General features: G+C 70.6%; 26 protein-coding genes, 1 tRNA gene and 1 riboswitch. Of the genes, 18 read left to right on the top strand and 9 right to left on the bottom strand.

From position 1 onward, the window contains the following. Positions 1–114 precede the first annotated feature (114 nt). From ACFWCH_RS05855 to ACFWCH_RS05825, 7 genes are all read left to right on the top strand, one after another. Positions 115–1,227, top strand: a complete 1,113-nt coding sequence (locus ACFWCH_RS05855) for an aminotransferase class V-fold PLP-dependent enzyme (RefSeq protein ID WP_378803114.1) — start codon at positions 115–117, stop codon at positions 1,225–1,227. A gap of 66 nt (positions 1,228–1,293) precedes the next feature. Beyond that, positions 1,294–2,808 (top strand): glycoside hydrolase family 3 N-terminal domain-containing protein, encoded by a 1,515-nt coding sequence (locus ACFWCH_RS05850; protein ID WP_378803113.1) that lies wholly within the window; start codon positions 1,294–1,296, stop codon positions 2,806–2,808. A 240-nt stretch (positions 2,809–3,048) separates the two neighbouring features. Continuing rightward, positions 3,049–3,315, top strand: coding sequence for a hypothetical protein (locus tag ACFWCH_RS05845; RefSeq protein ID WP_378803112.1), 267 nt, complete (start codon positions 3,049–3,051; stop codon positions 3,313–3,315). Next, positions 3,312–3,659, top strand: coding sequence for a hypothetical protein (locus tag ACFWCH_RS05840; RefSeq protein WP_136034335.1), 348 nt, complete (start codon positions 3,312–3,314; stop codon positions 3,657–3,659). Before ACFWCH_RS05845 ends, ACFWCH_RS05840 begins: the two co-directional genes overlap by 4 nt. Positions 3,660–3,668: 9 nt before the next feature. After that, the gene (locus tag ACFWCH_RS05835; protein WP_136036218.1) at positions 3,669–4,142 is read left to right on the top strand and encodes a MarR family winged helix-turn-helix transcriptional regulator; all 474 of its coding nucleotides are present in this window, start codon (positions 3,669–3,671) and stop codon (positions 4,140–4,142) included. Beyond that, positions 4,139–4,942 carry an SDR family oxidoreductase gene (locus ACFWCH_RS05830; protein WP_136044313.1) on the top strand — a complete coding sequence of 268 codons (804 nt, stop codon included), beginning with the start codon at positions 4,139–4,141 and terminating at the stop codon, positions 4,940–4,942. The genes ACFWCH_RS05835 and ACFWCH_RS05830 overlap by 4 nt, the downstream gene beginning before the upstream one ends. 45 nt (positions 4,943–4,987) lie before the next feature. Further along, a complete protein-coding gene (locus ACFWCH_RS05825) occupies positions 4,988–5,917 on the top strand; it encodes a methyltransferase family protein (protein WP_378803111.1) in 930 nt (309 codons plus the stop codon). Here ACFWCH_RS05825 and ACFWCH_RS05820 read toward each other — a convergent pair. The 3 genes from ACFWCH_RS05820 to ACFWCH_RS05810 form a co-directional block, all read right to left on the bottom strand. Further along, positions 5,907–6,086, bottom strand: a complete 180-nt coding sequence (locus ACFWCH_RS05820) for a hypothetical protein (RefSeq protein WP_378803110.1) — start codon at positions 6,084–6,086, stop codon at positions 5,907–5,909. The two genes, ACFWCH_RS05825 and ACFWCH_RS05820, sit on opposite strands and share 11 nt — an antisense overlap. Positions 6,087–6,503: 417 nt before the next feature. Continuing rightward, positions 6,504–8,213 carry a cytochrome bc complex cytochrome b subunit gene (locus ACFWCH_RS05815; RefSeq protein WP_378803109.1) on the bottom strand — a complete coding sequence of 570 codons (1,710 nt, stop codon included), beginning with the start codon at positions 8,211–8,213 and terminating at the stop codon, positions 6,504–6,506. A gap of 62 nt (positions 8,214–8,275) precedes the next feature. After that, on the bottom strand, positions 8,276–8,533 hold the full coding sequence (locus ACFWCH_RS05810; RefSeq protein ID WP_136035609.1) for a hypothetical protein: 258 nt from the start codon (positions 8,531–8,533) through the stop codon (positions 8,276–8,278). Positions 8,534–8,660: 127 nt separating this feature from the next. Then, a riboswitch (guanidine-III (ykkC-III) riboswitch) is annotated at positions 8,661–8,725 on the bottom strand. Positions 8,726–8,920: 195 nt separating this feature from the next. On the opposite strand from ACFWCH_RS05810, the gene ACFWCH_RS05805 reads away from it, so the two are divergent. The 7 genes from ACFWCH_RS05805 to ACFWCH_RS05775 all read left to right on the top strand — a co-directional run bounded on the left by ACFWCH_RS05805 (position 8,921) and on the right by ACFWCH_RS05775 (position 16,525). After that, complete coding sequence (locus tag ACFWCH_RS05805; RefSeq protein WP_378803108.1) at positions 8,921–10,063, top strand: calcium:proton antiporter; 1,143 nt, start codon at positions 8,921–8,923, stop codon at positions 10,061–10,063. Positions 10,064–10,198: 135 nt separating this feature from the next. Then, positions 10,199–10,654, top strand: a complete 456-nt coding sequence (locus ACFWCH_RS05800; protein ID WP_136033282.1) for a peptidase inhibitor family I36 protein — start codon at positions 10,199–10,201, stop codon at positions 10,652–10,654. A 49-nt stretch (positions 10,655–10,703) separates the two neighbouring features. After that, positions 10,704–11,327, top strand: a complete 624-nt coding sequence (locus tag ACFWCH_RS05795) for an RNA polymerase sigma factor (RefSeq protein ID WP_168443064.1) — start codon at positions 10,704–10,706, stop codon at positions 11,325–11,327. After that, complete coding sequence (locus ACFWCH_RS05790; RefSeq protein WP_378803107.1) at positions 11,324–12,313, top strand: hypothetical protein; 990 nt, start codon at positions 11,324–11,326, stop codon at positions 12,311–12,313. The genes ACFWCH_RS05795 and ACFWCH_RS05790 overlap by 4 nt, the downstream gene beginning before the upstream one ends. A 228-nt stretch (positions 12,314–12,541) precedes the next feature. After that, positions 12,542–13,444 (top strand): hypothetical protein, encoded by a 903-nt coding sequence (locus ACFWCH_RS05785; RefSeq protein WP_168387128.1) that lies wholly within the window; start codon positions 12,542–12,544, stop codon positions 13,442–13,444. 7 nt (positions 13,445–13,451) lie between these two features. After that, complete coding sequence (locus ACFWCH_RS05780) at positions 13,452–14,621, top strand: peptidoglycan-binding protein (protein WP_378803106.1); 1,170 nt, start codon at positions 13,452–13,454, stop codon at positions 14,619–14,621. After that, complete coding sequence (locus ACFWCH_RS05775; protein WP_378803105.1) at positions 14,621–16,525, top strand: ATP-binding cassette domain-containing protein; 1,905 nt, start codon at positions 14,621–14,623, stop codon at positions 16,523–16,525. Before ACFWCH_RS05780 ends, ACFWCH_RS05775 begins: the two co-directional genes overlap by 1 nt. A 286-nt stretch (positions 16,526–16,811) precedes the next feature. On the opposite strand, the gene ACFWCH_RS05770 is transcribed toward ACFWCH_RS05775, so the two are convergent. The 6 genes from ACFWCH_RS05770 to ACFWCH_RS05745 all read right to left on the bottom strand — a co-directional run bounded on the left by ACFWCH_RS05770 (position 16,812) and on the right by ACFWCH_RS05745 (position 21,100). After that, positions 16,812–17,882: a hypothetical protein gene (locus ACFWCH_RS05770; protein ID WP_136035618.1), complete on the bottom strand. Its 1,071-nt coding sequence runs from the start codon at positions 17,880–17,882 to the stop codon at positions 16,812–16,814. Further along, positions 17,879–18,499 (bottom strand): ATP-binding cassette domain-containing protein, encoded by a 621-nt coding sequence (locus tag ACFWCH_RS05765; protein WP_136033269.1) that lies wholly within the window; start codon positions 18,497–18,499, stop codon positions 17,879–17,881. Before ACFWCH_RS05765 ends, ACFWCH_RS05770 begins: the two co-directional genes overlap by 4 nt. Next, complete coding sequence (locus tag ACFWCH_RS05760; RefSeq protein ID WP_136033267.1) at positions 18,490–19,506, bottom strand: hypothetical protein; 1,017 nt, start codon at positions 19,504–19,506, stop codon at positions 18,490–18,492. The genes ACFWCH_RS05765 and ACFWCH_RS05760 overlap by 10 nt, the downstream gene beginning before the upstream one ends. A 20-nt stretch (positions 19,507–19,526) precedes the next feature. Beyond that, entirely contained in the window at positions 19,527–20,147 is a 621-nt protein-coding gene (locus ACFWCH_RS05755) for a hypothetical protein (RefSeq protein ID WP_136033265.1), read from the bottom strand. A 214-nt stretch (positions 20,148–20,361) separates the two neighbouring features. Further along, positions 20,362–20,715: a lactococcin 972 family bacteriocin gene (locus ACFWCH_RS05750; RefSeq protein ID WP_136033263.1), complete on the bottom strand. Its 354-nt coding sequence runs from the start codon at positions 20,713–20,715 to the stop codon at positions 20,362–20,364. Between the two features lie 302 nt (positions 20,716–21,017). Beyond that, positions 21,018–21,100, bottom strand: a tRNA-Leu gene (locus ACFWCH_RS05745). 144 nt (positions 21,101–21,244) lie between these two features. Between ACFWCH_RS05745 and ACFWCH_RS05740 the strand changes: the two genes are divergently transcribed. The 4 genes from ACFWCH_RS05740 to ACFWCH_RS05725 are packed head-to-tail and all read left to right on the top strand — an operon-like array spanning position 21,245 to position 25,176. Continuing rightward, positions 21,245–21,967 carry a DUF3662 and FHA domain-containing protein gene (locus tag ACFWCH_RS05740; RefSeq protein WP_136035625.1) on the top strand — a complete coding sequence of 241 codons (723 nt, stop codon included), beginning with the start codon at positions 21,245–21,247 and terminating at the stop codon, positions 21,965–21,967. Next, positions 21,967–22,482: an FHA domain-containing protein gene (locus ACFWCH_RS05735; RefSeq protein WP_136033230.1), complete on the top strand. Its 516-nt coding sequence runs from the start codon at positions 21,967–21,969 to the stop codon at positions 22,480–22,482. The genes ACFWCH_RS05740 and ACFWCH_RS05735 overlap by 1 nt, the downstream gene beginning before the upstream one ends. Positions 22,483–22,489: 7 nt before the next feature. Then, entirely contained in the window at positions 22,490–23,794 is a 1,305-nt protein-coding gene (locus ACFWCH_RS05730) for a PP2C family serine/threonine-protein phosphatase (RefSeq protein ID WP_136033227.1), read from the top strand. Then, a complete protein-coding gene (locus ACFWCH_RS05725) occupies positions 23,791–25,176 on the top strand; it encodes an FtsW/RodA/SpoVE family cell cycle protein (protein ID WP_136033224.1) in 1,386 nt (461 codons plus the stop codon). Before ACFWCH_RS05730 ends, ACFWCH_RS05725 begins: the two co-directional genes overlap by 4 nt. Position 25,177: the final 1 nt, after the last annotated feature.

The following is a 25,177-nucleotide window of genomic DNA, read 5'->3' as shown; positions in this document are numbered from 1 at the left end:
CTGAGCGGCAAAAAAGCCGTCATCGCCGGCCGGTCGGGAACGGCGTCTCGCGAGGGAGCGGTCGGGGTGATGGCACGGCCGCCGGAAGCGATCGAGGCGCTAGCGTGTGCGCTCATGAGCGTCTACCGCGACCTGGGACTTCGACCGCTGATCAACGCGTGGGGCACGGTGACCGCGGTCGGCGGCTCGCTCCTGGCGCCCGAGGTGCTCGACGCGATGCGCGAGGCCGCCGGGGCCTACGTCGACCTGCACGCCCTGCAAGCTCGGGCGGGGGAACGCATCGCCGCCGCGCTCGATGTGGAGGCCGCCTGTGTCACCGCGGGAGCGGCCGCGGGGCTCACGGTCGCCACGGCCGCCGCGATGACCCGCGACCACCCGGAGCTGCGCGCCCGGCTACCGCGCGCCTCCGGACTGCCGGACGAGTGCCTGATGCTGCGCGGCCATCGCAACCGCTACGACACGGCGGTGGCGGTCGCGGGTGCCCGCGTGGTCGAGGTGGAGGACGCGACGGGGACGAGCGTGGAGGAGCTGCGCCGTGCCCTCAGCGACCGGACCGCGCTCCTGCTGTGGATGGCGGAGGCCCGGTCGCTGCCCGGCTCGCCGCCGCTCGCGGAGGTCGCCGCGGTGCTGCACGAGCACGGCATCCCGCTGGTGGTGGACGCCGCCGCCGAGGTGCCGCCGCGGGCGCTGGTGCGGCAGATGCTCGACGAGGGTGCCGACCTCGTGGTGCTCAGCGGTGGCAAGGAGGTCCGTGGGCCGCAGTCGTCGGGGATGATCCTCGGTCGGCGCGAGCTGGTGGCCGCGTGCGCGGCCGTCGCCTATCCGCACCACGGTGTCGCCCGGGGGATGAAGACCGACAAGGAGACGATCGTGGGGCTGGTGGCGGCGGTCGAGCTGTTCGCTCGGCGGGACGAGGCCGCGGAGCAGGCCGCCCGGGAGCGGATGGTGTCGGAGCTGGTCGCGGGGCTCGCGGGGTGCGCGGATCTGCGCGTGCGGCGCCACGTGCTGGAGCGCCCCGGCATCCAGCCCGCCTCGATCCCGCGCGCCTACGTACGGCCGCTGCACGCGACGGCCGCGGCGGTTGCGGAGCGTCTGCGCTCCGGCGATCCCGCGGTCGTGGTGGGCGTGGACGGCGACGAGATCGCACTGAATCCGCAGTGCCTCACGCCGGAGCAGGTGCCGGTGGTGGTGCAGGCGGTCATCCGGGCGTGCGTGCTGGTGTCATGAATTTTCATTGACGGTCGCGCGTTCGTAGTTTAGTTTCGTCGTGAACAGGCCGCCCACGATCGAGAGATGCTCATGCCCGCGCCGCGCGACCCCGCCCTGAGCCGCCTCGCCCACAGCCTGCTGTGGCCCGGATTCGCCGGACGCACCGCCCCCGACTGGCTCCGGCGAGCGCTCGACCACGGTCTCGCCGGCGTCGTGTACTTCGCGCAGAACCTCGATCCCGCCGACCCGGATCAGCCGCGCGCGCTCTCGGCGGAGATCCACGGACGACACCCCGGAGCGCTGATCGGCGTGGACGAGGAGGGCGGCATCGTCACGCGCCTGGAAGCGGCCGCGGGCTCATCGACGCCCGGCAACGCGGTGCTCGGCCGTCTCGACGACATCGACCTCACCGAGCGCGTCGCCGCCTGGACCGGGCGGCTCGTGGCCTCCGCGGGCATCGACGTCGACCTGGCGCCGACCGTCGACGTCAACGCCGACCCGCGCAACCCCGTGATCGGCGTCCGCTCGTTCGGCGCCGACCCCGACGTCGTCGCCCGCCATGCCGCCGCGGCCGTCCGGGGGATCCAGTCCGCCGGGGTCGCCGCGTGCCCCAAGCACTTCCCCGGTCACGGCGACACCGTCACCGACTCGCACCTGGCGCCGGCGACCGCCGATGTGACGCTCGAACAGCTGCACGCCGTGCATCTGCCGCCGTTCCGCGCCGCGATCGAGGCGGGCGCGAAGACCCTCATGACGGCGCACATCCGCGTGCCCGCGCTCGGCGACGCACCGGCGACCCTCAACCCGACGAGCCTGCGCCTGGCCCGCGACCTGGGCTTCGACGGGGTGCTCATCACCGACGCGGTCGACATGGCGGCGATCCGCGGCACGGTCGGCTCGGGGCCCGGCGCGGTCGGGGCCCTCGCCGCGGGCGCAGACCTCGTGTGCATCGGCAACCCCGCCCTCAACCCGCAGGTCGGCGGCGAGCGCACCGACCAGGTCGAGTTCGAGGAGGTGCTGCACGCCGTGTACGAGGCGCTGCGGTCGGGCGCGTTGCCTGTCGCGCGCGCGGAGGAGGCGGCGGCGCGGCTCGCCGAGCTCTCGGCCTGGCGCCGCGACCACGGGGACGACGCCGAGCGCCCGGCGGCCTTCGAGGGCGCAGACCTCGTCGCCCGGGCGGCCACGGTGGTCGGTGATGTGCGCCTCGGCAGTGCGTCGGCCACGGTGGTCGACGCCCGTACGAAGCGCAGTGTCGCGGTGGGGGAGGCGTCGGACTTCTTCACCGTGGCGCTGCGCGAGCGGATGCCGGTGGAGCGCGTATCGCTCGCCGGACTCGATGCGACGGCGGCTGCCGCACGGGCGGCCGCGGTCGCCGCGGACCGGACGGGAAACGTGGTGCTGCTGGTGAATCAGCCGCAGAGCAGTCCGTTCGAGGCGGCCGTGCAGGATGCGGTGCTCGCCGTGCGCCCCGACGCCGTGGTCGTGTATGCGGGGTGGCCCGCAGAGGGTGATGTGCGCGCGGGTCGGGCGGTGCTGGCGCTCGGGGCGTCGCGTGCGTCGGCGGTGTACGTCGCTCGGGTGTTGTCCGGAAGCGCCTGAGACGACACACCGCTCGGTATCCGTTGTTTTGAATGACTCAAAACAACGTGCTACGGTCGGAGGGAACCGGACGGCCAGACCGGGGCTCCCGCGCCGCACTCGACGGTGATCAGGGGAGCACCGCGGGCCGCAGAACCGCACGACCGCACAGGGGGCGAGACCCCCGCTCCGGCGTGCGCGCCGCCAGGGGCCGCCGGCCCCTCCGCGCGAGCCTGCCCTCCGGACGAGAGAGGAACACGCATGAAAGAGTCACGACCAGCCGCCCGCACCGGCATCCGCTTCACCTCGATGCCGCACGCCCTGGGACGCGGCGCCCGCGAGGACATCGTGTGGGAGGCGCTCGAGCGCATCGACGGCAAGCCGACCCCGGACGTCGGCACGATGCAGGCCGCGATGGGCAACGAGGCTGAGATCCGGCTCGTGCACGACACGGTGCGCGCGTACCTCGACGCCCGTGGCGTGCGGGACACGGCCGCCTGGGCTGCGCGCATCGGAGCGGCGGAGTGAGGCCGCTGGGCCCGCGCGCCGCCGGCGCAGCGGTGCTGCAGGTGCGTGGCGAGTACGCACTGCCGGTGACGCCGATGGATCTGCACACGACACCTCCGCGACCGAACGACGGCGGGATCGTGGTGCAACTGCGCTCGTCGGGTCTGGGCGGCAGCTCCTACGTGGTGGCTCCCGCCGGTGCCGTGCCGGGCGCGATCGTGCTGGAGTACGGCGACGGCCGGGAGCGGCACTGGCGTCGTGGACGCGGGAGCTCCGCTGATGTGGTGCCGTATGTGCTGGTGGACGACTCGGGCTCGACCGGGTACGTGACGGAGAACAGTTGCCTCAAGCAACAAAAGGCGTAGACTGAGGGCATGGCGAACGCCCAGAGCATCGCCGACATCCACGTCGCCCTCGTGAACGTGGTGTCGGCGTGGAGCGAGAGCGACGTGCAGGCCCAGGTGGCCGAGAGCGTCGGCGTCGCCCTCGACCCCACCGCCATCCGCGCCGTGTACCTGCTCGGGCTGCACGGGGGAGCACTCGGGTTCGGTGCCCTCGCCGAGCACGCCTCGATGTCGCGCCCGACCACGTCGAAGCTCGTCGCCCGCATGGCCGCGCAGGGCGTGGTCGACCCGATCCGCACCGGCCGCACGGTCGAGGTGCGCCTCGCACCCGCCGGCGAGCAGGCCTACGCGCGCCTGGTCGACGCCGGTCACCGCCTGGTGGCAGACGCCCTCGCCGGCTGGGACGCGGACGAGATCTCCGCGTTCCGGCACCAGCTCACGCGCTTCGTCTTCGCCCTCGCCGGCACGCCGTCGGCACCGTCCATCCAGGAGGAATCATCATGACCCGCACCTACGTCGTCACCGGCTCGGCATCCGGAATCGGAGCCGCCACCACCTCGCTGCTGCGCGCCCAGGGGCACACCGTCATCGGTGTGGACCTCGCCGGCGCTGAAGTGGCGGGCGACCTCTCCACGCACGACGGCCGCATCGCCGCCGCGGAAGCCGCGATCGAAGCCGCGGACGGCAGCATCGACGCCGTGATCGCGTGCGCCGGCATCGCCGCCCCCATCGCGAAGACCATGGCGATCAACTTCTTCGGCGTGACCGAGTTCCTGGAGGCCCTGCGCCCCACGCTCAGCCTGGCCGATACTCCGCGTGCGGCCGTGGTGTCGTCGATGGCGTCGCTGCAGCCGGTGTCCGCCGAGCTCGTCGACGCCGCCCTCGCTGGTGACGAGGCCCGCGCGCTGGAGATCGGCGACCGGCTCGCCGCGACCCCCGAGGGCGGGTTCCTCAACTACTCGTCGAGCAAGCGCGCGGTGTCGCGGTGGGTGCGCCGCGAGTCGGTGACGCCCGCGTGGGCCGGAGCCGGCATCCCCCTCAACGCCGTCGCCCCCGGCACCGTGATCACCGCCATGACCGCCGGTCTGCTCGGGTCGCCCGAGGGCCTGGCGCAGGTGGACGCCGCCGTGCCGATGCCGCTCAACTACCACCAGCCGGCGTCGTCCATCGCAGAACTGCTGGTGTGGCTGACCAGCCCGGCGAACACGCACATGGCCGGTCAGACGATCTACTGCGACGGCGGGGCCGACGCGGTGCTGCGCGGCGACGACATCTGGTCGTGGAACGACGCCCCGCAGAGCTGACGCGACACCGCCGGCGGGAGCCGCGGCCTGACCTAGACTGACCGCATGGGGGAGTTGTGGCGCCGGATGTCGCCGCGCTCCTGGGGTCGTCTGTTCTTCGGAGCGCAGGCCCTCGCCGGCGCCGCGTGGTGGATCGCGGTGTTCGTGTGGCCCGGAATCCGCACCGCGACCCTCGGCTCTCTCGACGCTTCGCTCGTCGCGCTGCTCGACATCCCGCTGTTCGTGCTCGGGTCGGCCCTCGCGGCAGCGGGACTGCGCGCCGCGGTGTGGTCGACCACCGGCTGGACGACCCTGGTCGCGGCCGGCATGGCGCTGTACGCCACCGTCACGGGCGCGGCCGGATGGGGCGCGCTGCTCATGGCAGCCGCGGCGCTGGGGTCGATCGGCGCCGCCGTGCTCGTGCTCACCGGCCGGGTTCCGTCCGAGTGGCTGCTGCGGGGGCCGTTCCGGTTCCGGCTCGCGGCGACCGCCCGGCCCGTGGCGCATCTGTCCCGCACGGCCGTGCAGATCCTCGTGTTCTCCGCCGTGTTCCTGGTGGCACTGCCCGCCGTGATCGTCGTCGCCGAGCATCGGTGGGGGCTGCATGTGCCGTTCCCCGTGGCCGTGCGCATCGCCGGTGCGGTGCTGTTCGCGCTCGCGTTCGCGCTGTCGATGTGGTCGGCGGCGTCCATGTCGGTGCAGGGCGAGGGCACACCTCTGCCCTCGGCGATGCCCCGGCGGCTGGTGGTCGCGGGGCCCTACCGGTTCGTGCGCAACCCGATGGCGGTCGGCGGCATCGCGCAGGGCGTGGCGGTCGGCCTGATGGCGGGCTCGTGGCTCGTGGTGCTGTACGCCCTGTGCGGGTCGCTGGTGTGGAACGCGCTCGTGCGACCACTGGAGGAAGCCGACCTGGAGGCGCGGTTCGGTGCCGACTTCCGCGCCTACCGCGACCGCGTGGCCTGCTGGATCCCCCGGCGTCCGCGCATCACCGCCTGACCGATCCCGCAGGGGAACCTCCCGCCCGGGAGCCGTGCAGCAACCCGTACGCGCCGAGCACCGGCGAGCGCACTGTGCGGTCGGGGTCGAGCGGCCACGCCTGCTCCGGCACCGCGAGCAGCAGCACCCACCCCGTCCGCTCGGCGGCCGCACCCCACCCGCCCGGCACGCCCCCCGGCGCATCGCCTCGGCGTAGGCGGGCCGGGGCACCCCGAGGTCGCGCAGCCGCAGGCCGTCGTCGCCGCGGAACTCCACGCCCACCCGCCGCACCGGTGCGACCGGACCGTTGACGGGCGGCTCCAGGGTGCTCCACCCGTGCGCACGCAGCACCTCCGCCACGGTCTCGTCCGCGTCGGGCGGCAGAGACAGCAGCAGGCACGGGGCGCCGTCGCCGCCGACATCGACCACGGCGAACGTGAACGTCAGGCGGGGTAGTCGCTCCGGGCGGCGCCGGGCACGGCGGACCGCGCCGAACCCGACCACGATGGCGAACGCCCCCAGGGCCGCCGGCGTGCCAGCGACGAGGAACGCGACCACGACCACCCCCACGCCCAGGGCCACCCGCGCCCCGCGGTGCCTGCCGGCGTCAACGGTCGGTGTGTGCGCCATGCTCCGGGCCGTCCCCCGCGGTGCCGTCCGCGTCCGGAGCCTCCACCGCCGCGTGCGACCCGTGGGCGCTGTCGGCCGCGTGCACCTCGGCCCTGGTGAGCGGCAGCAGCCTGTCTTCGAAGAACCACCGGGACACGGCGGCGCGCAGGTTCTGATGCCACGGGATGCGCCCCTTCGCGTTCGGCCGTACGACCAGCGGCTGATACGACTCCACGTCGATGAGTTTCCAGCGCTCGTACTCGTCGACGGGCTGGTGCACCTCGACGAACTCGCCGCCGGGCAGTCGCACGATGCGACCCGTTTCGAAGCCGTGCAGCACGATCTCGCGGTCCTTCTTCTGCAGCGCCAGGCAGATCCGCTTCGTCAGGACGTACCCGAGCACGGGACCGAGGATCAGCAGCGCCTGGAGTGTGTGGATCACGCCCTCCATCGTGAGCATGAAGTGCGTGGCGATGAGGTCGGACGACGCCGCCGCCCACAGCACCGCATAGAAGAGGACGCCCGCGACACCGATCGCCGTGCGCGTGGCCGCGTTGCGCGGTCGTTCGGCGATGTGGTGCTCGCGCTTGTCGCCCGTGACCCACGCCTCGATGAACGGATAGAACAGCACGGTGAGGATGAACAGCCCCATCACGGCCACCGGCACGATGATGCCGAACGACCAGGTGCGGTCGAACAGCACCACGTCCCAGTTCGGCGGGGCGAGGCGCAGCGCACCGTCCGCGAAGCCGATGTACCAGTCCGGCTGCGTGCCCGCCGAGATGGGCGAGGGGTCGTACGGCCCGTACACCCAGAACGGCAGGATCTGGAAGAAGGTGCCCAGCAGCGCGATCACGCCGAACACGAGGAAGAAGAACCCGCCCATCTTCGCCGCGTAGACCGGCATGATCGGGTAGCCCACGACGTTGTCGTTCGTGCGGCCGGGGCCGGCGAACTGCGTGTGCTTGTTCACGATCATCAGGATCAGGTGAAGGGCGATCAGCGCGATGACGAGCATCGGCAGGATCAGGATGTGCAGCGTGTAGAGCCGTCCGATGATGTCGGTGCCGGGGAACTCGCCGCCGAAGAGGAGGAACGAGGTCCAGGTGCCGATCAGGGGCAGGCCCTTGATCATGCCGTCGATGATGCGCAGACCGTTGCCCGAGAGCAGGTCGTCGGGCAGGGAATAACCGGTGAAGCCCTCGGCCATCGCCAGGATGAACAGCACGAAGCCGATCACCCAGTTCAGCTCGCGCGGCTTGCGGAACGCACCGGTGAAGAACACCCGCAGCATGTGCAGGCCGATCCCGGCGACGAACACCAACGCCGCCCAGTGGTGCATCTGCCGCACGAGCAGCCCACCGCGGATGTCGAACGAGATCCGCAGGGCCGAGTCGAACGCGGCCGTCATCTCCATGCCGCGCATCGGGGCGTACGCACCGGTGTAGTGCGTGGGGACCATCGACGCCTGGAAGAAGAACGTGAGGAACGTGCCCGTGATGAACACCACGACGAACGCCCACAGGGCGATCTCGCCCAGCATGAACGACCAGTGGTCGGGGAACACCTTGCGCCCCAGCTCCTTCATCAGTCCAGAGATGCTGGTGCGCTCGTCGAGGTAGTTGGCGGCGGAACCGACGAAACGGCCTCCGAGGGGTCGTCGGGAGGTGTCGTGGTCTGCCTGGTCGCGAGTGCGCGTCGTGGCCATGGGGTCCTCTTCGGGTGGTCAGGTGAGCGGGAGCGGGGGAAGGAGAAGGGGGCGGGCGGGCGTCAGCGGTCGGCCCGGAGCTCGGCGGCCCGGCGGCGCAGGCCGCTCATGCGCCGCTCCAGGGCGCGCAGGCGTAGCCACGCGTCCACGTCGCGCGTCTCGAGCGCCGCGAGATCGCCCTCCGTCAGGGCGTGCAGCCGGTCGACCGTCAGATCGTCGTAGCGCACCCCGTGGCGGTATCCGCGTGCGAACGCCCGCGAGATCCCGAGGATGACGAGGAGGATGATCACGCCGATGATGGATCCGAAGAGCGCGTCCACGGAGTCTCCCTTCGCTGTGTGCCGGAGGCACGTCGGCGGGAGAGCGCGGCGCCAGGAGGGTCGCGGTGTGCGGCGAAGCGGAGGCGGGGACGGTTCCACCGGCAAGAAGCGACACGAGACGACCTTCATGGTCAGTCTTGTCGCTTTGCGGGTACTGCGCCCTCGTCCGCAGGTCCGGAACTCGGACCTGCGGCCACCGTAGCAGAGGTCGTGGAGGCCCGGCCAACCCGCGTCGCGCGTGCACAGGTGCTGTTGCGGTTCCGCCGCTACCCTGGGAGTGTCCCCGGTCACCGGGGCGGCGGACGAGGGAGCAGTACCCGCACACGACGACTGACTCACGAGGGAGTCGTCATGTCCAGGGAGAGGCCGACCGGCGAGGAGCCGACCATGAGCCGACCGTCGATCAGGCAGCTGGTCACCCCCGTCGATGTGGTCCGCGTGGCGCTCGGCTGGGGTGCGTTCGGTGCGCTGCTGATCGCCCACCCGTTGCTCGCACCACCCGTGCCCGGTCCGCTGCTGGTGATCGCGCTCGTCGGCATCGTCGCGGTGATCCTGGTGTGCGCGTTCGGCGTGGTGAAGCAGGCGGAGGCCCTCGCGCACCGCCTGGGCGACCCCTATGGCTCGCTCGTGCTCACCCTGTCGATCGTGCTGATCGAGGTGATCCTGATCTCCGCGGTCATGCTCGGTCCCGGCGAGCACGCCACGATCGCCCGCGACTCGGTGATGGCCGTGTCGATGATCATCCTGAACCTCGTGATCGGGCTCGCGCTGCTGCTGGGCGGGCTACGTCACCGCGGGATGGCGCACAACCGCACCGGCACGTCGTCGTACCTGGCGATGCTGGTGGTGCTCGTGGCGCTCGGGATCGCCCTGCCCGGGCTCATCGGCGACGACGGCGCGTACACGGTGGGGCAGGAGATCCCGATCATCGTGCTGACGCTCGCGCTGTACGCGTTCTTCCTGTTCCGGCAGATGGGCGCGCAGGCGGAGGACTTCACGGAGGTCGACGAGCGACTGCGGACCGCGGCTCGTACGGAGGAGCCGCGCCCCGGCATCCGGGAGGTGCTCGCCGCGCATCGCACCGAGGTCGTGACACGGCTGCTCCTGCTCGTGGTCACGGTGGTGCCGATCGTGCTGCTGTCGCACGACATGGCCGCGCTGCTCGACGACGGTCTCGCCAGGGTCGGGGCGCCCGTGGCCCTCGCGGGGCTCCTCATCGCGGGCATCGTGTTCCTGCCCGAGTCGATCACGGCCGTGCGGGCCGCCCTGAACGGTGAGGCGCAGCGCGTCACGAACCTCTGCCACGGCGCGCTCGTGTCGACCGTGGGGCTCACGATCCCCGCGGTGCTGGTGATCGGCATGCTCACGGGGCAGACGGTGGTGCTGGCCGAGTCCCCCGCGAACCTGCTGATGCTCGGCGTCACGCTGCTGCTGTCGGTCACGACCTTCTCCGCGAAGCGCGTGACGGCGATGCACGGCGCCGCACACCTCGCGACCTTCGCCGTGTACGTCCTCATCCTGTTCAGCTGACGGGGGGGTCGCGGCCGGAAAGAAGTGTGTAAGGAACTCCCCGGAGCGGCAAGGCGCGGTCGGCGGTCGACGGGGACGGCGGCGACACCCGAGATTGGAGGGACACACCCCTTCCTCCACACCCGGACGGTCCGCATGAAGACGAAGCTCCTTGTCACCCTCGCCGCGACGGCGCTGCTCGTGGGGGGATCGCTCGCCCCCGCCCACGCCGACGAGAGTCTCCACCAGGATGTCGTCTACGCGCTCGAGCACGTCCCCGGGGGCGTCGCCGTGGACGCGTACACCGCGGAGTGGCCCGATCTCGGCATGCAACTCACCGTCCCGTCGCCATACCAGCGGGCCGTGGGCAGCTGTGCGACCGGACAGTACTGCGCCTACTCGGAGCCGAACCGCGGCGGAACGCGGTTGAGCTTCAGCGTCTGCTCGATCGTCAGCACCGCCGGCCTCAGCACCGTGCGCTCGATCGCCAACGCCCGCTCCTCCGGGACCGTCCAGGCCCGCAATGCCGCGAGCACGGTGCTGGCGTCGGCGGGCGCGGGGGTCACGGCGAACGTCGTCGGGGCGGTCACGAACCTCCGTTGCCTGTTCTGATCATGCCGCTACCCTGTTCACACCGGATCGCGGCGTGAGGGAGGGGCGCATGTTCCGCTTCACGTTCACGCACCCGCTCGCGCTCGCTGTCGCGGCGCCCGGTTCCGGCGACGCCGCCGGCTTCCTGCGCGTGGCGCCCGGCCGCGTTCGGCCGACGTCGCGCGCGGCCGAGCACGACGGCGCCGGCACGAAGGCGGTGGTGTACCGACAGCTGTTCGACCAGTACTGGCCCCGCATCCACCGCCACCTGGAGTGCTTCATCGACGACGCCGAGGAGGTCGAGGAGCTCACGGCCGAGGTGTTCCTGATCGCCTGGCGCAAACTCGACCCCGCGAGCCCCATGGGATTGCGGTGGTTCCTGCGCACCGCCGACAACAAGCTGCGCGATCGCAGCCGGCGTGCGCGGTCCCGCGACAGGGCCATCGACGCGCTCACGCGCGGGCTCAGCAACCCGGCCGAGCCGCTCGACCCGATGGAGGCACTGGCGCTGCGGCGCGCCCTCCGGTCGCTGAGCGCCAGGGAGCGGCAGGTCGTGGTGCTCACGTACTGGGACGAGCTCAGCGCCGGTGAGGTGGCCGAGGCGCTGCACACCAGCCCCGGAGCCGTGTGGACCACCCTGACGCGGGCACGCACCAAGCTGCGCGCCCAGCTCGAGACGGGACGGGCGCGATGAACATCTCCGACACCGAGCTCGACCGCCTGTTCCGTGCGGCGAACCCGGCGCCGCGGACGACCGACGACAGCGGCCTCACCGCGGCCGAGATCGCGATCCGCGAGGGCATCATCCGCGGCGACTACCGCCCGCAGAGGCGCCGCCGCCGCCCGGCCCTGGTGTGGGCCGGAGTGGTCACGGCGACAGCGGCCGTCGCGGCTGCCACGGTCGTCGCGGTGTCGGTGCTGGTGCCCACGCAACCCGCGGTGGCGCTCACCCCGCCCGCCCTGCACTACACGGCAGCCGGTACCGCGGCGGAGGTGTTCGCCGACGCGGAGCGCACCCTGATGGTCGACGCCGCGGTCGCGCAGGTCCCGGTCGTGCACTCGGTGTCGTGGAACTGGAGCGTCGACCTGGCGGACGAGCACGTCGAGGTCGTGCCCCAGGAGATCACCCTGGAGTGGGGTCCCGGTCAGCCGACCGTCTCGACCATCGTCGCGGGGGAGCCGTACTGGCCCGACGGCGAGCGTCCGGATGGCATCGCCGCGAGCCCGTACGCGCCCGGCGAGCTCATCGACACCGTGGCCCTGTCACCGGAGGAGTTCGCTCTGCCGACCGCGGTCGCCGGACTCTCCGGAAGCTCGCGCGCCGAGCTCGACGCGGCCCTCGGTGCATTCGGGGCCACGTCGGCGTCGTCGTCCGGGGAGCTGCTGGCCGCGATCACCGGCTTGCTGCAGTACTGGACGCTGACGGACGCCCAGCACGCGGCGCTGCTGGAGCTGCTCGACGAGGCAGGGGGCGTGACCGTGCGGGGCGAGACGACCGACCGCCTGGGGCGCGACGTGATCGGCGTGCAGGTGTCCTCGGTGGTGCCCGAGCGGGTGGAGACCGCGTTCATCTCCGTCGAGTCGGGCCGGATCGTCGGTGTGGAGAGCGAGCTCGTGGCGCCGCTGGAGGGTCTGCCGGCCGGCGTGGTGTCGTACACGATGTGGGATGCCGCGCGCTGAGAGGCGGCCGTCGCGACCCTCCGGAGAAGCCGTGTAAGGAACACGGCACTCGTGCAAAAGGGCTTCCCGTGCACGCCCCGATCCGCGCGCACACTGAAAGCTCGCGGTAAGGACATCGGCGTCAGGGCGACGGCAACATCGAGAACAACTCGGGCCTCGTGTACGGCGTCACGTGGGATCCCGCGTCGGCGAAGTTCATCTGACCCCTCACCCCTGGAGCGTTCACCCGTGTCGAAACACCTTCGTCTCGGCGGCGCGATGCTGGTGGCGGCTGCGACTCTCGCAGCCGCCACCGGCTGCGTCTCCGACACCCCCGCCGCCGAACAGACGCCGACGGGCAGCGTGGAGAAGAACATCTCCGCGTGGACGCTGCCGCTGGACCCCTACGTCCTGACCGACAAGATGCTCAAGAAGGCCGCCTACGCGGGTGCGCTCGTGATCGCCGAATGCCTGGAGGAGAAGGGCACGCCGCTGCCGGTGCCGTACGTCGACTTCGACAGCGCTTACGAGGGCCGCGAGACCACGCGTTCCGCGCTGACCGAGGAGGTCGCGAGCACGTACGGATACCACCTCCCGCAGGAGGCGCTGCCCCTCGAGGTGCTGCCGTGGGAGGCGTATCGCACCGCCGACCTCGATGCGGCGACCGCCGCGGTGAGCGACGAGTGCTCGGCCGAGCTGCAGGGGCGGATCCCCGGGTACTCCTCCGACATGATGAACTTCTCCTCCATGTTCGTCGGGTCGGCGTTCGAGGGCGCCCTGGCCGACCCGGCCGTGAGGGAAGCGGCCGATCGGTGGAACGAGTGCATGGTGCCCCTCGGTGTGGAGGATCTTCCCGCCCTTCCGATCGACATGCCGTCCGACTCGGTGCGGCAACGGTTCACCACGAGCCCCCTCAGCGGAGACGACCCGAGCACGGGCGACATCACGCGTGAGGAGGTGCGGCTCGCGCTGGAGGATGTGGATTGCCGGGAGTCATCGGGCTTCCAGCAGGCGTTCTACGACGCGCTGTGGGAGCGGGAGGCCGCGTCGTACGAGCAGAACGCGGAGGCCTTCGAGTCGCTGCGGGCGAAGGTCGCCACGGTGTCGGCGGAGATCGACGCGACGATCGCCGAGCTCGCGACGGCGGAGTGACGGCCGGATGGTGAAGGAGGCCGCCGTCCCCCGCCGGTCACGTCGCGTCGTCCTGATCACGGCGTCCGTGCTGGTTGCCGGTGCCCTGTTCGCCGGCGGATGGGCGGCGGCGCTCGTCTTCCGGTCTCCCGCGCAGATCGACGCGGCCGCTCAGCCCCCCGATCCCTCCCTCATCACCGCGACGGTGGTCCGCGGTCAGCTCGCCGATGTGATCAACGCCCAGGGCACCGTCGCCAACGTCGATGAGATCTCCACCGCGGTGCCGACGCCGGACGGCGGCGGGAGCGTGACGCTGTCTCCCGTCACACCGGGGCAGCAGGCCTCGGCGGGGACGCTGCTGCTGGAGGTGAACAACCAACCCCTGTTCGCGATGCCCGGGTCGTTCCCCTTCTTCCGCGACATGAAGACGGGCGACACGGGGCGCGACGTCCTCCAGCTGCAGAACGGCCTGATCGCGGCGGGCTATGCGCTCACGGCGGACGGTGCGTTCGGACGCGCGACCGCGGAGGCGGTGGCCGGACTGTTCCGGGCGAACGGCTACGCGGTGCCCCTGGTCGACCCGGCGGCGGATGCCACGGACGGCGATGCCGCTCCGGTGGCCCCGGCGACGCCGGCTCCTCCGTCCACGAAGGTGGTGTCGGCGCCCGCTGCCGCGTTTCTGGTGGTGCCGCAGCTTCCAGCCGCGGTGCTGGCGATCCCGGCGACCGGCGCGCTGCCCGAGAAGGCGGCCGTGGTGACGTCGTCCGGAGAGACCGTGGTCAAGGCGACGGTCGTCCCGGCGGTCGCCGCTCAACTCGAGGAGGGGATGTCGGCCACGATGCTCGCGGGCTCGACCACGGTCGCGCTCACGCTGCTGCGCATCGTCGAGGTCGAGAACGAGGACGGCGAGAGCTCGTTCGACGTGCTGTTCGCGTACACCGACGCGAGCCAGCGCCCGCAGCAGGCCGGAGCAGAGGGGCTCGTCAGCATCACGCGGGAGATCGTGGCGGAGGAGTCGCTGCTCGTGCCGTCCCGCGCCGTCCTGTCGCGCGGGGAGAGCCGCTACGTGCTCGTCGCGAGGGAGGGCGGGTTCGTCGAGGTCGCGGTCTCTGAGCGGGGGGCTCTGGACGGCACGAGTGCGGTGACGGCGGTCGACGACGGCGAGCTCGACGCGGGCGACGAAGTGCGGGTGCAGTAGTGCCGACGCTGTCGCTCGACCGCGTCTCGCGGGTGTTCTCGACGACGCCGCCGGTCGTGGCGCTCGACGGGGTGGACGTCGTCTTCGCGCAGGGCGAGTACGTGGCCGTGGAGGGCGAGTCCGGCGGGGGGAAGTCGACGCTGCTGGGAATCGTCGGACTCCTGGACCGTCCGTCGTCCGGCCGCTACCTGATCGACGGGGACGATGTGGCGGGGCTCTCCGATCGTGCTGCTGCCGCGGCCCGGTCGGACCTGCTCGGCTACATCTTCCAGAGCTTCCATCTGCTCGACCGGCGCACCGTGGTCGAGAACGTCGAGCTGCCGCTGCACTATCGGGCCGTGGACCGCGACGAGCGGCGTGGGCTCGCGCTGCGCGCGCTGCAGGATGTCGGGCTCGGGGAGTTCGCGCAGAGCCGTCCCGGCGTGCTGTCGGGCGGGCAGCGGCAGCGGGTGGCGATCGCGCGGGCGATGGCGGCGCGGACACCGATCCTCCTGGCGGACGAGCCGACGGGAAACCTGGACTCGGAGAACAGTGCCGCGGTGCTCGAGCTGTTCGACGAGGTGCGGCGGTCGGGCACGACCCTGATCGTGGTGACGCATTCCGCTGTGGTCGCCGAGCGGGCGGACCGGCGGGTGCGGGTGGCGGACGGGCGGGTGGTGTCCGATGGGTCGCGGCGTGCACCCGTGGGAGAGGACGGCGCACGCCGCCACCCGCCCGTCAGCGGACCGCATCCCCCGGGCCGCGCCTCGACCGTGCGGTTCGGCGACCTCGTTCGCGACGCCTGGCGCAACGTGACGAGTCGCCCTGGTCGCACCCTGGCCCTGGTCGCCGCCCTCGCGGTCCCCCTGGCACTCGCACTGACGACACTGGGGCTGGCGTCGTCCGCGAGCGTGCAGGTGTCGAGCGATTTCGACACCGTCGCCGCACGGGAGGTCGCGGTGCAGGCGCCGGGCGACGGGGTGTCGCCCACGCTGACGACGTCGCTCGACGCTGCGGCGACCGAGCTCACGGAGTTGAACGGGGTCACCTCGGCCGCTGTCGTGGAAGACTCCGGCACCCACGCGGTGCGGGTGGGTGCGCCGCGGCCTGAGGTCGAGACGGGGGTGTTCGCGGCGGCCGGTGATCCGGTCGCCGCGCTGCGGCTCGAGGTCGACTGGGCGGAGGGGGCGGACGCCCTCGGTCCCGGCGAGGTGCTGGTGGGCACGCACCTCGCGGCGAACCTGGGCCTCGGCCCGGTCGAGCGGGCGCCCACCGTGAGCATCGACGGGGAGACGTTCGTGGTGGCCGGGGTCGTGTCGTCGTCGCCACGGCGCACGGATCTGCTGGGCAAGGCGATGATCCTCGCGGCGGCCGACGCGGCACCCCCCGTCGGCTCGGTGTCGGGCTACCTCGTGACGCGCGCGGGTGCTGCCGGCCAGGTCGCGGCGGAGGCCCCGGTGGCGTTGGATGCGTTCCGGCCGGAGCGCTTCGACGTGTCGCAGCCGCCGGCGCCGAGTGCGACCCGCGAGAAGGTGGAGGCCAGCGTCGGCATGAGTCTGGCGGTGCTCACGGCCGTGGCACTGGTCGGCGGCGTGCTGTCGATCGTGCTGGCGACGGTGAGCTCGGTCGCGGAGCGGCGCGCGGAGATCGGACTGCGGCGAGCGCTGGGGGCCAGACGGCTGCACGTGAGTGCGATGCTGGTGGCGGAGTCGATGCTGCTCGGCGTGCTCGGCGGGCTGGTGGGGGTGGTCCTGGGGATGTCGGCGATCCTGGCCGTCACGCTGGCGCGGCAGTGGACGCCGGTGTTCGACGTGCGACTCGCGCTCCTCGCCTTGGGCGGCGGTGTCGCGATCGCCTGTCTGGGCGCGATCGCCGGGGCCGTGCGAGCCGGGGCGGTCCTTCCGAACGCGGCCCTGCGCTCGTGAGCGTGTGCCCGAGTCCGCGACGCTCTCAGTGTTGCGTTCGCGGGTGCGTCGCCCGCTGCATCACCCGCGCGCGCATCGAAGGCGGCGATCACCGCGATCATGTCCTGTCCGCCCAGCCCCGCCCGATTGGCCTCGTCGAACAGGTCGCGGCTCGCGTGGATGAGGGGGTGCGCGGTCCCGGCGGCGATGAAGCCCACTGTGCGTGTGTCCATCCCCGCCTCCTCTCAGGTCAGCCGGTCGGCGCAGTGGACCATTCGTTGCGTTCCGCATGAAGAGTTCGCGCCGGCTAACGGCCCTTCACATAGTGGCCGAGCCGCCCTTCACGAACCAGGAAGAAGCCGAACGCCGTTCCCGTCAGCGTGCCCACGGAGAAGGAAAGCGCGATCTCCGCGGATCGGAGCGCCAGGCTGGGCAGCTCAGTGGGCGCTGTGATCGTCGCCGTAAGGAATCCCGCCATCCATGCCGCCGCGACAGCGGGCAGCGACCAGGCCACGCTCTCGATGAGGTGCTGAAGGTAGAGAGTTCCACGGCTCGCGCCAGCGTGCAGATTGGATGCGATCTCTACGCGACGGAACCAGACGGCCATGGCCGACAAGACGAAGCCGACCAGCGCTGCAAGGTAAGGCGCGTACCGGGTGATCCGAGACTCGTACTCGGTGGACCCAGCGAACGTGAGACCGTACTTCGTGTTCAGCTGAGAGACGATGGGTTGCTCGCTGGCCGCGGCGCCAGCTGCCGCAGGCGTGACGGAGGTGAGAAGCAGCTGTCGGAGGTCAGACCGTTGCGGCCAGGACAGCACCCAGCACTCGTCGAATGCCCCATCGCTTGCGCTGGTCGGCGACAGCACCGCCCAGCCGAAGCCCGCGCGGCGACCGTCCGGCGGGTACGGGTAGGTGCCGCGGACAGGCGTGGGAGCGCCCGCCGTCAGAGGCAGAGCAGTCGACCCGAGATTCGAGGCGACATCCGTGCTGACATAGACTCCAGAGCCGCCGTCCTCCGCTCCAAGTACCCGTGCGAACGCAGGGGTCGTCGTATACAGGTCGAGCGGCTCGCCAGGTAGGGTTCCGGCTGTCACCTTGCCTTCCGGGCGCATCGCGCCGGCGGCGAGAACGTTCGGGGTGTCGGCGAGCGCATCGCAGGATGCTCCGTTGATACGTCCGGGGAGCGCCAGAGTCATCACGGCCGCGCCGGAGCCGCGATACTCGATCGCGTCGTCCACCGTCCGCGAGATGGTGAGGACGTCGGAGAGAACGGCGACGGTCAGGGCCAGAGTTGAGATAAAGAACAGCGCCCCGAGGCGGGACGTGCCTGAGGTGAGGTTGCGGATGATCTCCCGAAGCAGCGCGTGTGCTCTCATTCGGCGAAGGCCCTCGGCGAGTACTGGGCGAGGTCAAGGTTGATGTCGCAGGCATCCCGCGTCTCCTCATCGTGTGTTGCGACGATGACGATGGTGCGGGAGGACGCGACGTTCGAGAGGACAGCGTTTACGACATGGGCGGTTGCGCGATCCAGCTGCGCGGTCGGTTCATCGACGAGGAGAAGGTCCGGTGATGAGGCGGCCGCCCGCGCCAGCATCAGTCGTTGCGCCTCGCCACCCGAGAGGTGGCGAAACTGTCTGTCGCGGACATCGTGCAAGTTGAATCGCCCGAGGAGCTCGAGGGCGCTCTCATCCGCCTCATCGGCGCGCATGCCGGAAGCGATGAACGGGAACGCGACGTGGTCGATCGCGGTTCGTTTCGCCACGCCGTAGGGGTTCTGGAAGACCCAACTGGTCGAGTCCACGCCGTCCATGCTCACGTGGCCGGCCGCTGGCGCGGTCCACCCCGCGAGGATCGCCATCAGCGTGCTCTTCCCCGACCCGGATGCACCGGTCAGCGCGTAGATGTGCCCCGGCGTGAACGTGTACGACAGCCCCCGGAACAGCCACGCATCACGCGAGTACGCGTGTCCCAGGTCCGACACCTCTACCCGCATGTCGGCCGTTTGCCGGGTTGCGCATCGACCGAGGCGGGCGATTCGTCTGCCGAGAAGACGACGAAGGAGTTGCCGAATTCCGACCCGACCACCGTGACGACCAACGGATCGTTGTCGACGAACACGCAGGAGGAGCCCGTGGAATCCGTCATGACAGCAGTTGCGGGGATGGCCGCGACCTGAACAGGTGTCTGCAGAACCACCGTGCCTTTGAGGGTCAGCGACGTTGCCTCCGGGGATGCGCTTGCCGCTTCCCGGAAAGCATCGGTGTTGCGGACGGCGTCGCTGGTCACCTCGGGCGGCAGTTCGCCCGCATCGCCCAGCGCTACCGGCTCCGGGAGGAGATCCAGATACCGTGCGCCGGGAAGCCGGCCTTCGGGGAGCGACACCGCAGAGATGACGACCCCGGAGTCGACCGTGGCGAGTGAGCCGCCCGGCGCCACGGAGCCACTCAACTGCGCGTCGCATTTCTCCACCGTCACGGCGGGAGAGGGGAGCCAGACGACGAGGTCTCGTGTCAGAGCCCCGTCGAGCTCGACGCCGACGGTCTTCGCGAGCGTGGTCAGCGTTCTCATCTCGTCGCGCGAGAGTGCGGAGTCGACGTTGGCAGGTTGCCCCAGACGAACGAGTTCCTCTTCGAGCGCCCGCACGTCCTGTCCTTTGTCTCCGGGAACGAGATCCCGCCACAGGGGTACAGAGGTCGAGAGGCTGAGCAGGTTGACGCCATCGACCGCCACAGACGACGTTGCCGAGCTCAAGGTCGTCCCCCGGGTACACGCCCACGACGTCACGGTTCCGGGGCGGTTCACCGCGATACTCATCGGCGGCAAGATCTCCGCCGTGAGTTCGACGCTTCGCGGATCATCGAACTCCTGCATCGTCACGGCGATGGTGGAGAGTTCGTCCTCACCCTTCAATGTGCCCGGGGTGTTCGCGGTCAGAAGCGAATAGGCCAGGCCGATGCCGAGCGCCGCGCCCACGACGAGCGTGCACCCGACGATCGTCAAGCTCGAGGAGACGGAACCTCTCATTTGTTGAAGGAGAAGTCCGCGTTGCACGCTTCGAAGATCGCGAAGCCGTGTTCATCGGTGAAGGGGAACGCCAGGTTCGGGGCGTCCTCGAGGTACTGCTCCTCCGTGTAGGACGCGGGAACAGCCTTGTTGCGGATCAGGCACTCGGTGAGCAGCTGGGTCGCGGGAACGTTCTCCGGGTTGGACGTCTGGGAACGATAGAGGTACCCGACCCAGGCCTCGCCGCTTTCCTCTTCACACCCGCCCATTCTCTGATTGGCGATCTCGCCATCCATCCCACCAGCGTTCACCTCGTAGCTCCCGTTGGCCTTGTACTCCGTCAGGGAGATGCCGTTGTCGTCGAGGCACGTCTCAAGCGTTTTCAGTACCTGCGACCATTCCTGGTCCGTGATCTGCTCATCCTCGAGGATCGCCTTTACGTCGTCTGTCTTGCTCTTCTTCCACGCCTCTTGGTACTCGGCGGCGAAGTTTCCTTGAAAAGCCGGCACCCCTGCGGTGCTTTCCGCCTCGGTTGAACTCGATGAGTCGGGTGCCTCTCCCGCACTGCACCCTGTCATGAGCGCCATCAGCACGCTCGCCGTCATCACGAGCCGAAGCGAGCGGGACTTCATTCTCATCACATACCTCTTTACTGGGCGCCGGTCGTGGTTTCGGCTATGCGGTGGCCGCCGAACGGCCCCCGCAATACATCGCAGTCGCGAGGAGTCTCACACGACTACCTGACTGTTCGGATCGGACCGACGTGGATGTCGTCGGTCCGATCCTTGTGAGTTCAGCGAACACGACACGGTCGTGGCGGTGGGCTGAGAGACCGTGGCGGGCTGCGTCAGCTCAGTACGTGAACCAGTAGGCCTCGTTGCCGAACGCGGTTCCGGGCTGCCATGCGCGGGCCCAGATTCCGCCGTTCTGGTCTGAAGACCGAACGATGGAACCCGTGCTGTTCTTCACGCTCGACCGATGCTTCTTGGAGGCGTGGTAGTAGCTGCTGTCGTTGCCACGGTTCGACCCGTTCAGGTTCTCGTGCACGCCGTACCAGTGCTTGCCTCCGCCAGCAGCCGCTCCTTCCACCTTGGAGCTTGCGGCCCAGCCGTAGCCCAGGTCGTGGGCGCTCGCGGACACGGTTCCTCCGGCCACGATGCCGACTGCCAGCAGACCCGCCAGCAAGGATGCAGTGCGCTTCTTCATCGAAATAACCAATCTGTCATCACACACGGATGGCGATTTACCCCCCGGTCAGAGAACGGTCCCGCATGGCCACGCCGAAGTCTCGCGTAGCTCAGCTTCTCGCCTCGTGTGACGACTCTCCCAGGATTGGTGTCTTCCGCGGTCGGCACCGCTGGCCCCTTTTTGGGTGCTGCGACGAGTTCCTTACGAACCTTGTTGCACACCGGATCCATGTCGGTGGCGCCCGACAAGGCACGGTGAGCTCGCATAAACGTCGAAAGAGCCGGTCAAGAACAATGCCTGACCGGCTCTTTCACTCGCTGTGCGCGAGGGGGGACTTGAACCCCCACGTCCATACGGACACTGGCACCTGAAGCCAGCGCGTCTACCATTCCGCCACTCGCGCGAGTGTCTCGTTCCGAAGAACTCAACTTCCCGAGGATATCACGCGTTTTCGGTCGCGTTGCACACGCCCCGGGGGGCCGCGGCGGCGTTCCCCCAGGTCACCTGGCTACGATGTCCCTACCGGTCGGCATGCCAGAGGAGCCCAGTGGGACTACTTGACAGCTTTGAGAAGGGTCTCGAGCGCGCAGTGAACAGCGCGTTCGCGAAGACCTTCCGCAGCGGCATACAGCCGGTGGAGATCGCCTCGGCTCTGCGCCGCGAGGCCGACACGAAGGCCGCGGTCGTCAGCCGCGACCGCATCCTCACCCCCAACAACTACGTGGTGCGGTTGAGCCCCGACGACGCCGACCGCATGCGTGGTCTCGGCGGCGCCCTCACCGACGAGCTGCACGCACTGCTCACGACGCACGCGAAGTCCCAGGGCTACAGCTTCGCCGGGCCGCTGTCGCTCACGCTCGAAGCCGACGAGAAGGTCGCGACGGGCACGGTGCGCGTCAACTCCGGCACGGTCGAGGGCCGCGTCGACTGGCAGGCCGTGGTCGACGTCGACGGCCGCCGCCACGCGCTCACCCGGGCTCGCACGGTGATCGGCCGAGGGTCCGACGCCGACATCACGATCGCCGACGCGGGCTCGAGCCGCAAGCACGCGGAGATCCTGTGGGACGGCGAGCGCGCCATGCTCCGCGACATGGGCTCCACGAACGGCACGAAGGTGAACGGCCAGAAGCTGCGCGAGGCCGCGCTGCCCTCCGACACCACGATCACGATCGGCCGCACCGACCTGGTGTTCCGCATCGTCCCCGTTGCCGCCCCCTCGCGCCCCCCGCGCCCGGGCGACGACGCGACCAGGGCGTTCGGAGCCTTCTGATGAGTGAACTCGTCCTGCTCCTGCTCCGCATCGGCTTCCTCGTCCTGCTGTGGTTCTTCGTGTTCGGTGTCGTGTACTCCCTGCGCGCCGACCTGTTCGGGGTCAAGGCGCGCAAGCTGCCCGCCGAGGCCGCCGCCGGCGCTCCGGTCGCCGCCGCGCCGGCCGCCCCCGCGAAGCCCTCCTCGTCGTCGCGCCCGTCGTCCGGCCCCGCGACCGTGGCGACCGCGAAGCGTCTGGTCATCACGTCGGGGCCGAAGGCGGGGCTGGAGCTTCCGCTCGGCGCCGACTCGATGACGATCGGCCGCTCCAGCGAATCCGCCCTCGTCATCCGCGACGACTACACCTCCAGCCACCACGCCCGCCTCCTCCTGCGCGGGGACACGTGGGCGATCCAGGACCTCGACTCCACGAACGGCACCTTCGTCGCCGGGCAGCGCGTGACCGGGGGACCGGTCGCCCTCAGCCTCGGCACCCCCGTCAAGGTGGGCGCCACGACGTTCGAGCTGAGGGCCTGACGCCGGCATGGTCTTCGAGGGCTCGAGCGTCGCGATCTCCCACACCGGGAAGGTCCGCTCCAACAACCAGGACTCCGGGTACTCCGGGGCGAACCTGTTCGTCGTCGCCGACGGCATGGGCGGTCACGCCGGTGGAGACGTCGCCTCGAGCATCGCGATCCAGCGCCTGGAGCCCCTGGACCAGCCCTACTCCTCGACGGAGGATGCGCAGGCCGCGCTGCAGGCCGCCGCGACGACCGCCGCGGGCGACCTGATCCGTGCGGCGAAGGACCGACCGGAGCTCGCGGGCCTCGGCACCACGCTCAGCGCGATCATCATGGTCGACGAGTACGCGGTGATCGGGCACATCGGCGACTCCCGCATCTATCTCTATCGTGACGACGCGCTCACGCAGATCACGGCCGACCACACGTTCGTGCAGCGCCTGGTCGACTCCGGTCGCATCACGCCGGAGGAGGCCCGCTACCACCCTCGCCGCTCGGTGCTCATGCGGGTGCTCAGCGACATGGACTCCGACCCCGAGCTCGACATGTTCGTCATGCACACGCAGCCCGGCGACCGGTGGCTGCTGTGCTCCGACGGGCTGTCCGGTGTGGTCGACGAGGCGCGGATCCTCAAGGCCATGCAGCTGGGGCTCGCCCCGGGCCGCACGGCCGACAACCTCCTCAAGCAGGCGCTCGACGGGGGCGCGCCCGACAACGTCACGATCGTGCTGGTCGACGTGGGCGGGCAGCATCCCATCCACTCGGGCACCGCGACGATCGTCGGCGCCGCCTCCAACCCGTCCGGTGTGTACGTGCCGCCGGTGCGCGCACCGCGCAGCAACTGGCTGCACCCGGTGCGTCAGGCCGCGAACGAGCCGAGCCACTTCGAGCCGGCGCCCGAGTACCTGGAGGAGCTGATCGAGGAGGACCGGCGCCGTGCCAAACGCCGCCGCCTCGGCTGGATCGCCGGAGTGCTCGTGGTGATCGCGATGCTGGCCTTCGCGGCCTTCGCCGCCTACAGCTGGACGCAGACGCGGTACTTCATCGGCGCCGACGACGACAGCGTGGTGATCTTCCAGGGCGTGCAGCAGAACATCGGCCCGATCACGCTGTCCACCCCGGTGGAGGACACCGACATCCTCCTCGCCGACCTGCCGCCGTATCAGCGGGCCTCGGTCGAGCGCACGATCTCGGCCCGCTCGCTGTCCGACGCGATGGCTATCGTCGACCGGCTGCGCACGGGCGCCGAGGCGAACGTGATCGAGCAGACCCCGCTGCCCACGCCGGCGCCCACCCCGAGCGACACTCCGGCGGGGGGTGACGGATGAGCACCGACGTGCAGGCCGACACCACCGTCATCAAGGCCCTGCGGCGCCTGCGCATGCCGCAGACGCAGCGCAACCGGGAGTTCTGGCTGCTCCTGTTCGCGTGCGCCATCAGCGGCGCCGCGCTGACCCTCGTGCAGCTGGGCGCCCTGGGCGTGATCGACCCGATGATCCTGGCGATCGGCGGCGGTCTGGCCGTGCTGGCGTTCGCCCTGCACATCGTGCTGCGCTTCGTGGCGTCCGACGCCGACCCCTTCGTGCTGCCGATCGCGACCCTGCTGACCGGGCTGGGCGTGGCGATGATCTACCGGATCGACATCGCGTTCAAGAACACCGGGTGGGACGCCTACTCCACCAAGCAGCTGGCGTGGACGGCGATCTCCCTCGCCGGTGCCATCGCGGTCGTGATCCTGCTGCGCAACTATCGTGTGCTCTTCCGGTACACGTACATCTTCGGCCTCGCGGGCATCCTGCTCCTGCTGCTGCCGTTCGTCCCCGGGCTGCGCATCGCCGACGCGAACGCGCAGGTGTGGGTGTCGCTCGGCGGCATCTTCGCGTTCCAGCCGGGCGAGCTCGCGAAGATCTGCCTCGCGATCTTCTTCGCCGGCTACCTCGTGCGCACGCGCGAGAGCCTCACGTCGGTCGGCAAGCGCGTGCTCGGCATCACGTGGCCGCGCATGCGGGAGCTGGGCCCGGTGCTGGTCGTGTGGGCCATCTCGCTGGGGATCATCGTGTTCCAGCGCGACCTCGGCACGGGAACGCTGATCTTCGGCATGTTCGTCGCGATGCTGTACGTCGCCACCGGCAAGACCAGCTGGGTGCTGATCGGTCTGGGACTCGTGGTCGCCGGTGTCGCCGTCGCCACGCAGATCCTCAGCTACGTGCGCGGCCGCTTCATCAACTGGCTCTTCCTGTTCGACTCGTCGCAGGTCGACCCCGACGTGGCCGGATACCAGCCGATGCAGGGCCTCTTCGGTCTCGCCCGCGGCGGCCTCATCGGAACCGGATGGGGCCAGGGACGCCCCGAGATCACGCCGCTCGCGCACAGCGACTACATCATCACGAGCCTCGGGGAGGAGCTCGGGCTGATCGGGCTGTTCGCGATCCTGTGCCTGTACATGGTGTTCGTGAGCCGCGGTGTGCGGATCGGTCTCGCGGGTCAGGACGACTTCGGCAAGCTGCTGGCGACGGGACTGTCGTTCACGATCGCGCTGCAGGTGTTCATCATGGTCGGCGGTGTCACCCGGCTGATCCCGCTGACGGGTCTGACCACGCCGTTCCTCGCGGCCGGCGGCTCCTCGCTCGTCGCGAACTGGCTCATCGTGGCGCTGCTGCTGCGCATCTCCGACGGCGTGCGCCGTCAGCCCCGGGTGGTGATCGGCTGAC

The organism is Microbacterium sp. NPDC060132 (genome assembly GCF_042729675.1).
Taxonomy (GTDB): Bacteria; Actinomycetota; Actinomycetes; order Actinomycetales; family Microbacteriaceae; genus Microbacterium; species Microbacterium sufflavum.
This window is presented reverse-complemented; position numbering and strand designations above follow the sequence as displayed.

Excerpts from the sequence above, each read along its gene's own strand:
- ACFWCH_RS05730 (WP_136033227.1), top strand. The coding sequence starts at position 22,490 with ATGGTCTTCGAGGGCTCGAGCGTCGCGATCTCCCACACCGGGAAGGTC.
- ACFWCH_RS05825 (WP_378803111.1), top strand. The coding sequence starts at position 4,988 with ATGGGGGAGTTGTGGCGCCGGATGTCGCCGCGCTCCTGGGGTCGTCTG.
- ACFWCH_RS05845 (WP_378803112.1), top strand. The coding sequence starts at position 3,049 with ATGAAAGAGTCACGACCAGCCGCCCGCACCGGCATCCGCTTCACCTCG.
- ACFWCH_RS05795 (WP_168443064.1), top strand. The coding sequence starts at position 10,704 with ATGTTCCGCTTCACGTTCACGCACCCGCTCGCGCTCGCTGTCGCGGCG.
- ACFWCH_RS05755 (WP_136033265.1), bottom strand. The coding sequence starts at position 20,147 with ATGAGAATGAAGTCCCGCTCGCTTCGGCTCGTGATGACGGCGAGCGTG.
- ACFWCH_RS05830 (WP_136044313.1), top strand. The coding sequence starts at position 4,139 with ATGACCCGCACCTACGTCGTCACCGGCTCGGCATCCGGAATCGGAGCC.
- ACFWCH_RS05725 (WP_136033224.1), top strand. The coding sequence starts at position 23,791 with ATGAGCACCGACGTGCAGGCCGACACCACCGTCATCAAGGCCCTGCGG.
- ACFWCH_RS05815 (WP_378803109.1), bottom strand. The coding sequence starts at position 8,213 with ATGGCCACGACGCGCACTCGCGACCAGGCAGACCACGACACCTCCCGA.
- ACFWCH_RS05855 (WP_378803114.1), top strand. The coding sequence starts at position 115 with ATGAGCGTCTACCGCGACCTGGGACTTCGACCGCTGATCAACGCGTGG.
- ACFWCH_RS05750 (WP_136033263.1), bottom strand. The coding sequence starts at position 20,715 with ATGAAGAAGCGCACTGCATCCTTGCTGGCGGGTCTGCTGGCAGTCGGC.
- ACFWCH_RS05800 (WP_136033282.1), top strand. The coding sequence starts at position 10,199 with ATGAAGACGAAGCTCCTTGTCACCCTCGCCGCGACGGCGCTGCTCGTG.
- ACFWCH_RS05850 (WP_378803113.1), top strand. The coding sequence starts at position 1,294 with ATGCTCATGCCCGCGCCGCGCGACCCCGCCCTGAGCCGCCTCGCCCAC.
- ACFWCH_RS05835 (WP_136036218.1), top strand. The coding sequence starts at position 3,669 with ATGGCGAACGCCCAGAGCATCGCCGACATCCACGTCGCCCTCGTGAAC.
- ACFWCH_RS05780 (WP_378803106.1), top strand. The coding sequence starts at position 13,452 with ATGGTGAAGGAGGCCGCCGTCCCCCGCCGGTCACGTCGCGTCGTCCTG.
- ACFWCH_RS05735 (WP_136033230.1), top strand. The coding sequence starts at position 21,967 with ATGAGTGAACTCGTCCTGCTCCTGCTCCGCATCGGCTTCCTCGTCCTG.
- ACFWCH_RS05765 (WP_136033269.1), bottom strand. The coding sequence starts at position 18,499 with ATGCGGGTAGAGGTGTCGGACCTGGGACACGCGTACTCGCGTGATGCG.
- ACFWCH_RS05770 (WP_136035618.1), bottom strand. The coding sequence starts at position 17,882 with ATGAGAGCACACGCGCTGCTTCGGGAGATCATCCGCAACCTCACCTCA.
- ACFWCH_RS05790 (WP_378803107.1), top strand. The coding sequence starts at position 11,324 with ATGAACATCTCCGACACCGAGCTCGACCGCCTGTTCCGTGCGGCGAAC.
- ACFWCH_RS05805 (WP_378803108.1), top strand. The coding sequence starts at position 8,921 with ATGAGCCGACCGTCGATCAGGCAGCTGGTCACCCCCGTCGATGTGGTC.